Source organism: Streptomyces sp. Isolate_45 (assembly GCF_024721315.2).
Taxonomy (GTDB): Bacteria; Actinomycetota; Actinomycetes; order Streptomycetales; family Streptomycetaceae; genus Streptomyces.
The window spans coordinates 1-5,210 of the sequence record NZ_JANFAK020000288.1 but is presented as its reverse complement, the minus strand read 5'-3'; the positions used below and the strand labels follow the sequence as shown (position 1 = coordinate 5,210).

Genomic DNA, 5,210 nt, shown 5'->3' with positions numbered 1-5,210 from the left:
CCCCCCCCCCCCCCCCCCCCCCCCCCCCCCCCCCCCCCCCCCCCCCCCCCCCCCCCCCCCCCCCCGGGGGTCCGATGACTACGGAACAGGTCAGTGCTTCCGGTGCCGGAAGATGTCCTTCATCTTCTCCTTCGCCTGACGGACGTCACCCTTCGTCCGCTCGCCGCGGCCCTCGGCCGCCAGCCGGTCGTTGCCCACCGCACGGCCCGCCGCTTCCTTGAGCTTGCCCATGGCCTGCTCGGCCTTTGCCCGGTGCTTCTCGTTCTCCGGCACAGCTGATCACTCCCTCGGGTGGGACGGGAACACGTACCCCTCGTGTGGCCCGGATCCCGGACCTCAAACGCCGGCGCCGCACCGGCCCGGATGTGATCAGCGGGCCGCCGAAATATGATGAGGGCTGTCTCGCGTCAGAACCCTGAAGGCGGACGTACCCCGGAGCGGTCCATGACCTCCCATCGGTCCCCGCGGTCGGCGACCGCCGACGATTTGCTGACGAGGCTCGGGAGGCTGACGGCCCAGGCCAGGGAAGGCGCCGAACTCCAGCAGGCCCGGGTGGAACTGGCCGAGGCACTCCAGCGGGAGATCCTCCCGGCCTCGCTCCCGTCCGTCCCCGGACTGCGCACGGCCGCCCGGTACACGCCCGCACGCCACGGCCTGAGCGTCGGCGGTGACTGGTACGACGGCTTCGCGCTCCCCGGCGGCGCCCTCGGATTCTCCATCGGCGACGTGGAGGGCCACGACGTCGAGGCGGCCGCCTTCATGGGACAGGTCCGCATCGCCGTCCGCGCGGTGGCCGCGGCCGCCGCCGATCCGGGCGAGGTCCTCAGCCGGGCCAACGACCTGCTGCTCTCCGTGGACTGCGACCTCTTCGCGACCTGCACCTTCCTCCGGTTCGACCCCGTCACCTGGGAGATCCAGACGGCCCGCGCCGGCCACGTCCCCGGCGTGTGGGCCACCGTCGACGGCCGCTCCGGCGTCGTGGAGGACGAGGGGGGCACCCCGCTCGGCATGCTGCCCGGCGCCGAGTACCCCGTGACCCGGCGCCGGCTGACGACGGCGGGCGCGTACGTCCTGGTCACCGACGGGGTCGTCGAAGGACCGTCGTTCCCGATGGAGGCAGGTCTGGCGAGGGTGGCCGCCGCCGCCCGCGCCGCCGCCGGCACGGAACCGGGGCAGTTGGCGGCCGAGGTGATGAAGGTCGCCGATTCGACGGGACACGAGGACGACGCCGCCGTGCTCGTCCTGCGTCACGACGCCCCGGGCACCGGACCGGGTGACACGCGCGACGCCTGACGCGTGTCACGCCCCACCGCCGGCCCCCGGTTGTTGTCTGATGCAGTGATGCGCACCGAGGGCTTCCGACGTCCGTTCCTGGCCGTGGTCCGGATCCTCGCCGTTGCCGCCGCCTACTTCGCGGGCGCGCGGATCGGGCTGCTCCAGCAGGTGGTGATCGAAGGCGCGGTCGTCACCCCGCTGTGGCCGCCCACCGGCATCGCCCTCGCCTGCCTGGTCTGGCAGGGGCTCCGGGTCTGGCCCGGCATCGCGCTCGGCGCGTTCCTCGTCATCCGGTCGCTCGGCTCCGAGGACCCGGTCGGACTCGTGATCGTCGCGGGCAACACCCTCGCTCCCGTGTGCGCCGCCCTGATGCTCCGCCGGGTCGGATTCCGCAGGGACCTCGACCGGCTCCGCGACGGGGTCGCCCTGGTCTTCCTCGGAGGGCTGGCGCCGATGCTGATCAGCGCCACCGTCGGAGCCTGGCTGCTGGTCTTCACCCACAGCCTGCCCGACAGCGGGTTCTGGACGGTGTGGTGGACCTGGTGGGCCGGCGACGCGATGGGCGTGCTCGTCCTGACACCGCTGCTGCTCGTCGCGCACAAGGTGCACGTGTCGCAGGACCCCTACCGATGGGCCGAGGCCGCCGCCCTGGGAATCACGGCCGTCGCCGTCACCCTCCTCGCGACCAGGAGCAGCCTGGCCCTGCTCTTCCTCGTCTTCCCGCTGCTCATCTGGGCGGCACTGCGCTTCCAACTCGCCGGGAGCGCGCCCGTCATGCTGCTCGTATCCGTCATGGCGAACGCCGCGGCGATCGCCCGGGCCGGCCCCTTCGCCGACCACACCTTCGTGGAGGGCATGGTCAACCTCCAGGCGCTCAACGGCAGCGCGGCCCTGACCTCGCTGCTGCTGTCGGCGCTCGTCACCGAGCAGAACACCATCCGCCTGCGGATCGAGCAGGCGTGCCTGGACCTCGCCGAAGTGGTGGATCAGCTCGCGTCGGGCAAGTCGGCCTCCCGCTGGCACCCGCCCGACCCGGGTGCGGACGGATCCCGTGGGGAGGGATCCCGGGCGGACGGCGGCTGAGGAGGCCCCGAGCCCGGGAAACGTTCAAAGCCTCCGGCCCGATCCGGGCGGAGGCTCTGAACGTGAAGGGTGGTGCCCACGTGAGGGGTCCGGATCCGCGGATCCGGGGGTGGTGCAAGCCGGGGCCCCGTGGGCACTCGCGCAGGCGTCGGAGGCCCCGGCTCGAAGAGGGGACCGGGTCAGCTGTTGGCGGACACGTTGCCCGAGAGGACCGGGATGTTGTCCAGGATGTGGGAGAGCGGCTCGTCGCCCTTGGCCTGGGTCGAGTTCTCGGTGCACTGCTGGTTCTGCGGGTTGGACAGGACGTTGATGTCCTGGACACCGATGTTCAGCGCGGCGACGAGCGACTGCGCGTTGATCTTGGCCGGCAGACCGATGCAGGGCTTGTTGAGCGTGCCCTGGACCAGGCCGAGCTGCGGGCTCAGGTCGCCGTGGGTCTTCTGGTTGCCGTAGATCTGGGAGGCACCGTTGCCGTTGACGGTGTTGATCCCGTTGTCGTTGCCGATGGCCATGGCCGGAGCGGCAAGGGCGGCGCCCGCGCCGACGATGGATGCGGTGGCGGCGGCGGTGGCCATCATCTTCTTGATCATCATGGTCCTTCTGTTGCACGAGTGCACGATGGTGAGCGCTCTGATCAACGCCCGGACCTGCGGCAGGTTCCGCATCTTCACCCGATCGGCCGCCTGCCGCGCACCGCCCCGCGGCCCCGGCTCAGGCCGCCGTGACGACCGACGCCCGTATCGCCGAGGCCCATTCCTCCAGCAGCGCCGCGTGGCGCACCCGCTCGTCGTCACGAAGGCGCCCCTCGGCGCGGGCGAACAGGCAGCGGATGTCCGCGTTGATGGCGGAGAGGGGGCGGCCGGGTGTCGCGGAGTCAGGGGTCGGGCTCATGTGATCAAGAGTAGGCGGGAGGTCCGACAGCCGACGCCCGTGTCCGTCATGCGGACGGCCCCGTCCGCTCGGCGCCGTCCCCGCCGGGGCCGCCGCCGAGCCGGGCGGCCCGCGACCGCGGGCAGCGCCGCTCGGGGAGGCCGAGGGTCAGCCCGGCGGCCCTCGTGCGGGCGGCGCGGGCCGCCACCGGGTCGCCCGCCCGCTCCGGAGGGTGGGCCCGTACGGCTTCCGGACGGTCCTCGGGGACGGGGCCCGTCATCACATCTCGGTCCCGGCGCCCTCGTCGACCGGCCGGACGACGACCGGGTAGTTCGGCGCGCCTCGGGGACGGGACAGGCGTGGGCGCGGGCGGCGATCTCGGCGGCCCGCGCGAAATCGGTGACGTCGACGACGGCCGAGCGGAAAGAGACCGCCCGGCGAGAGCAGGCGCGGGCTGCGGGAGAGGCCGCGAAACGGCCGGAAAGCGACATCCTGTGGCGCCGGCTGGCCGGAAAACGCCGGCCCGTGCGAAACCCGACCCATCCGAATCGGCCCCGGCGGCGAAGCACAGGGTGACAGGCCGCTGCCGGGCGGCACGACACAGCGCGGCCCGGTCGCGGAACGCAGCGACCGGAAGGCTTCACTCCGTGACCCTCTCGACGCCCCGTGCCACGCGTGAGGACCAGGCCGTTCCCCGCCACCGCATACCGGCCGACCCCCGGTCCTGGCCCGACGTGGTGCGCTGCCCGGAACCCCCCACCGGTCACACCGCCGTCGCGCGCCACCTCCTGCGGCGCGCCTTCGCCCGCCTGCCGCTGCGCGTGCGCCTCGGCGACCGGGCCCCGGCGGGCAACGGGCCCGAGCTCACCGTCCACGACCCCGACGCCTTCTTCCGTCGGATCGCCGCCGACGGCCTCATCGGCTTCGGCGAGTCGTACATGGCCGGTGAATGGGACGCCGACGACCTGCCCGGCGTCCTGACCGTCCTCGCCGCCCACGTGGACGAGCTCGTCCCCGCCCCGCTGCGCCGGTTGCGCGCCGCCTGGGTGCGGCGCAGGCCGGAGACCCAGCGGGGAACCCCGGAAGGCGCCCGGGAGAACGTCCAGCGCCACTACGACCTGTCGAACGAGCTCTTCGAACTCTTCCTCGACCCCTCGATGACCTACTCCTCGGCCGTCTTCACCGCCTTCCCCGCCCGCCCCGAGGCCCTGGAGGCCGCGCAGCACCGGAAGATCGACCGGCTCCTGGACCTGGCCGGCGTCGGCCCGGACCGACGGGTCCTGGAGATCGGTACGGGCTGGGGCGAACTCGCGCTGCGCGCCGCCTCCCGGGGCGCCGACGTCGTGACGCTCACCCTCTCCGCCGAGCAACGGGACCTGGCCGTCCGGCGGATCGCCGAGGCCGGCCTGTCGGACCGGGTCAGCGTCCGGTTGCAGGACTACCGCGAGGCGCGGGGCGCGTACGACGCCGTCGTCAGCGTGGAGATGATCGAGGCCGTCGGCGCCGACTACTGGCCGGTCTACTTCCGCTCCCTGCGCGACGCACTCGCCCCGGCCGGCCGCATCGCCCTCCAGTCCATCACCATGCCGCACGCCCGGATGCTCCTCACCGACCGCACCCACACCTGGATCAGCAAGTACGTCTTCCCCGGCGGGCTGATCCCCTCCCGGCGAGCCATCGAGGAACACGCCGCCCGCGCGGGCCTCGGCATCGTCTCCGACGAGGGCTACGGCGACCACTACGCGGAGACGCTGCGCCTGTGGCGGGAACGGTTCACCTCCCGCGCCGACGAAGTCGCCGACCTCGGGTTCGACGTCACGTTCCGCCGCATGTGGGAGCTGTACCTCGCCTATTCCGAAGCCGGGTTCCGCTCCCACTACCTGGACGTCCGCCAGCTGCTCCTCGTCGAAGGGACCCGGTGAGCCCCGTGAGCGGCCACCCCGCCGGGCCGTCCCGGGCTGATGGCGCACCCGCGGACGCCG

Annotated in this window: 7 protein-coding genes; 3 read left to right on the top strand and 4 right to left on the bottom strand. The window is 73.3% G+C overall.

The genetic code is table 11. From position 1 onward, the window contains the following. Positions 1 to 90: 90 nt before the first annotated feature. Positions 91 to 273, bottom strand: a complete 183-nt coding sequence (locus NOD94_RS40055) for a CsbD family protein (RefSeq protein ID WP_281211169.1) — start codon at positions 271 to 273, stop codon at positions 91 to 93. A 171-nt stretch (positions 274 to 444) separates the two neighbouring features. On the opposite strand from NOD94_RS40055, the gene NOD94_RS40050 reads away from it, so the two are divergent. After that, positions 445 to 1,293: a PP2C family protein-serine/threonine phosphatase gene (locus NOD94_RS40050; protein ID WP_281211168.1), complete on the top strand. Its 849-nt coding sequence runs from the start codon at positions 445 to 447 to the stop codon at positions 1,291 to 1,293. 45 nt (positions 1,294 to 1,338) lie between these two features. Further along, entirely contained in the window at positions 1,339 to 2,358 is a 1,020-nt protein-coding gene (locus NOD94_RS40045; RefSeq protein WP_281211167.1) for an MASE1 domain-containing protein, read from the top strand. A gap of 179 nt (positions 2,359 to 2,537) precedes the next feature. Here the strand turns inward: NOD94_RS40045 and NOD94_RS40040 are convergent, their stop codons facing one another. From NOD94_RS40040 to NOD94_RS40030, 3 genes are all read right to left on the bottom strand, one after another. Continuing rightward, positions 2,538 to 2,948 carry a rodlin gene (locus tag NOD94_RS40040; protein WP_281211171.1) on the bottom strand — a complete coding sequence of 137 codons (411 nt, stop codon included), beginning with the start codon at positions 2,946 to 2,948 and terminating at the stop codon, positions 2,538 to 2,540. Between the two features lie 121 nt (positions 2,949 to 3,069). After that, complete coding sequence (locus NOD94_RS40035; protein ID WP_281211166.1) at positions 3,070 to 3,249, bottom strand: hypothetical protein; 180 nt, start codon at positions 3,247 to 3,249, stop codon at positions 3,070 to 3,072. A gap of 46 nt (positions 3,250 to 3,295) precedes the next feature. Then, positions 3,296 to 3,508 (bottom strand): hypothetical protein, encoded by a 213-nt coding sequence (locus NOD94_RS40030; protein ID WP_281211165.1) that lies wholly within the window; start codon positions 3,506 to 3,508, stop codon positions 3,296 to 3,298. Positions 3,509 to 3,962: 454 nt separating this feature from the next. Here NOD94_RS40030 and NOD94_RS40025 point away from each other — a divergent pair, with 454 nt between their 5' ends. Then, positions 3,963 to 5,150, top strand: coding sequence for a cyclopropane-fatty-acyl-phospholipid synthase family protein (locus NOD94_RS40025; RefSeq protein ID WP_281211170.1), 1,188 nt, complete (start codon positions 3,963 to 3,965; stop codon positions 5,148 to 5,150). The last annotated feature ends 60 nt before the right edge of the window (positions 5,151 to 5,210 follow it).

Coding starts and splice junctions, on each gene's coding strand:
- NOD94_RS40035 (WP_281211166.1), bottom strand. CDS start 3,249: ATGAGCCCGACCCCTGACTCCGCGACACCCGGCCGCCCCCTCTCCGCC.
- NOD94_RS40050 (WP_281211168.1), top strand. CDS start 445: ATGACCTCCCATCGGTCCCCGCGGTCGGCGACCGCCGACGATTTGCTG.
- NOD94_RS40030 (WP_281211165.1), bottom strand. CDS start 3,508: ATGACGGGCCCCGTCCCCGAGGACCGTCCGGAAGCCGTACGGGCCCAC.
- NOD94_RS40040 (WP_281211171.1), bottom strand. CDS start 2,948: ATGATCAAGAAGATGATGGCCACCGCCGCCGCCACCGCATCCATCGTC.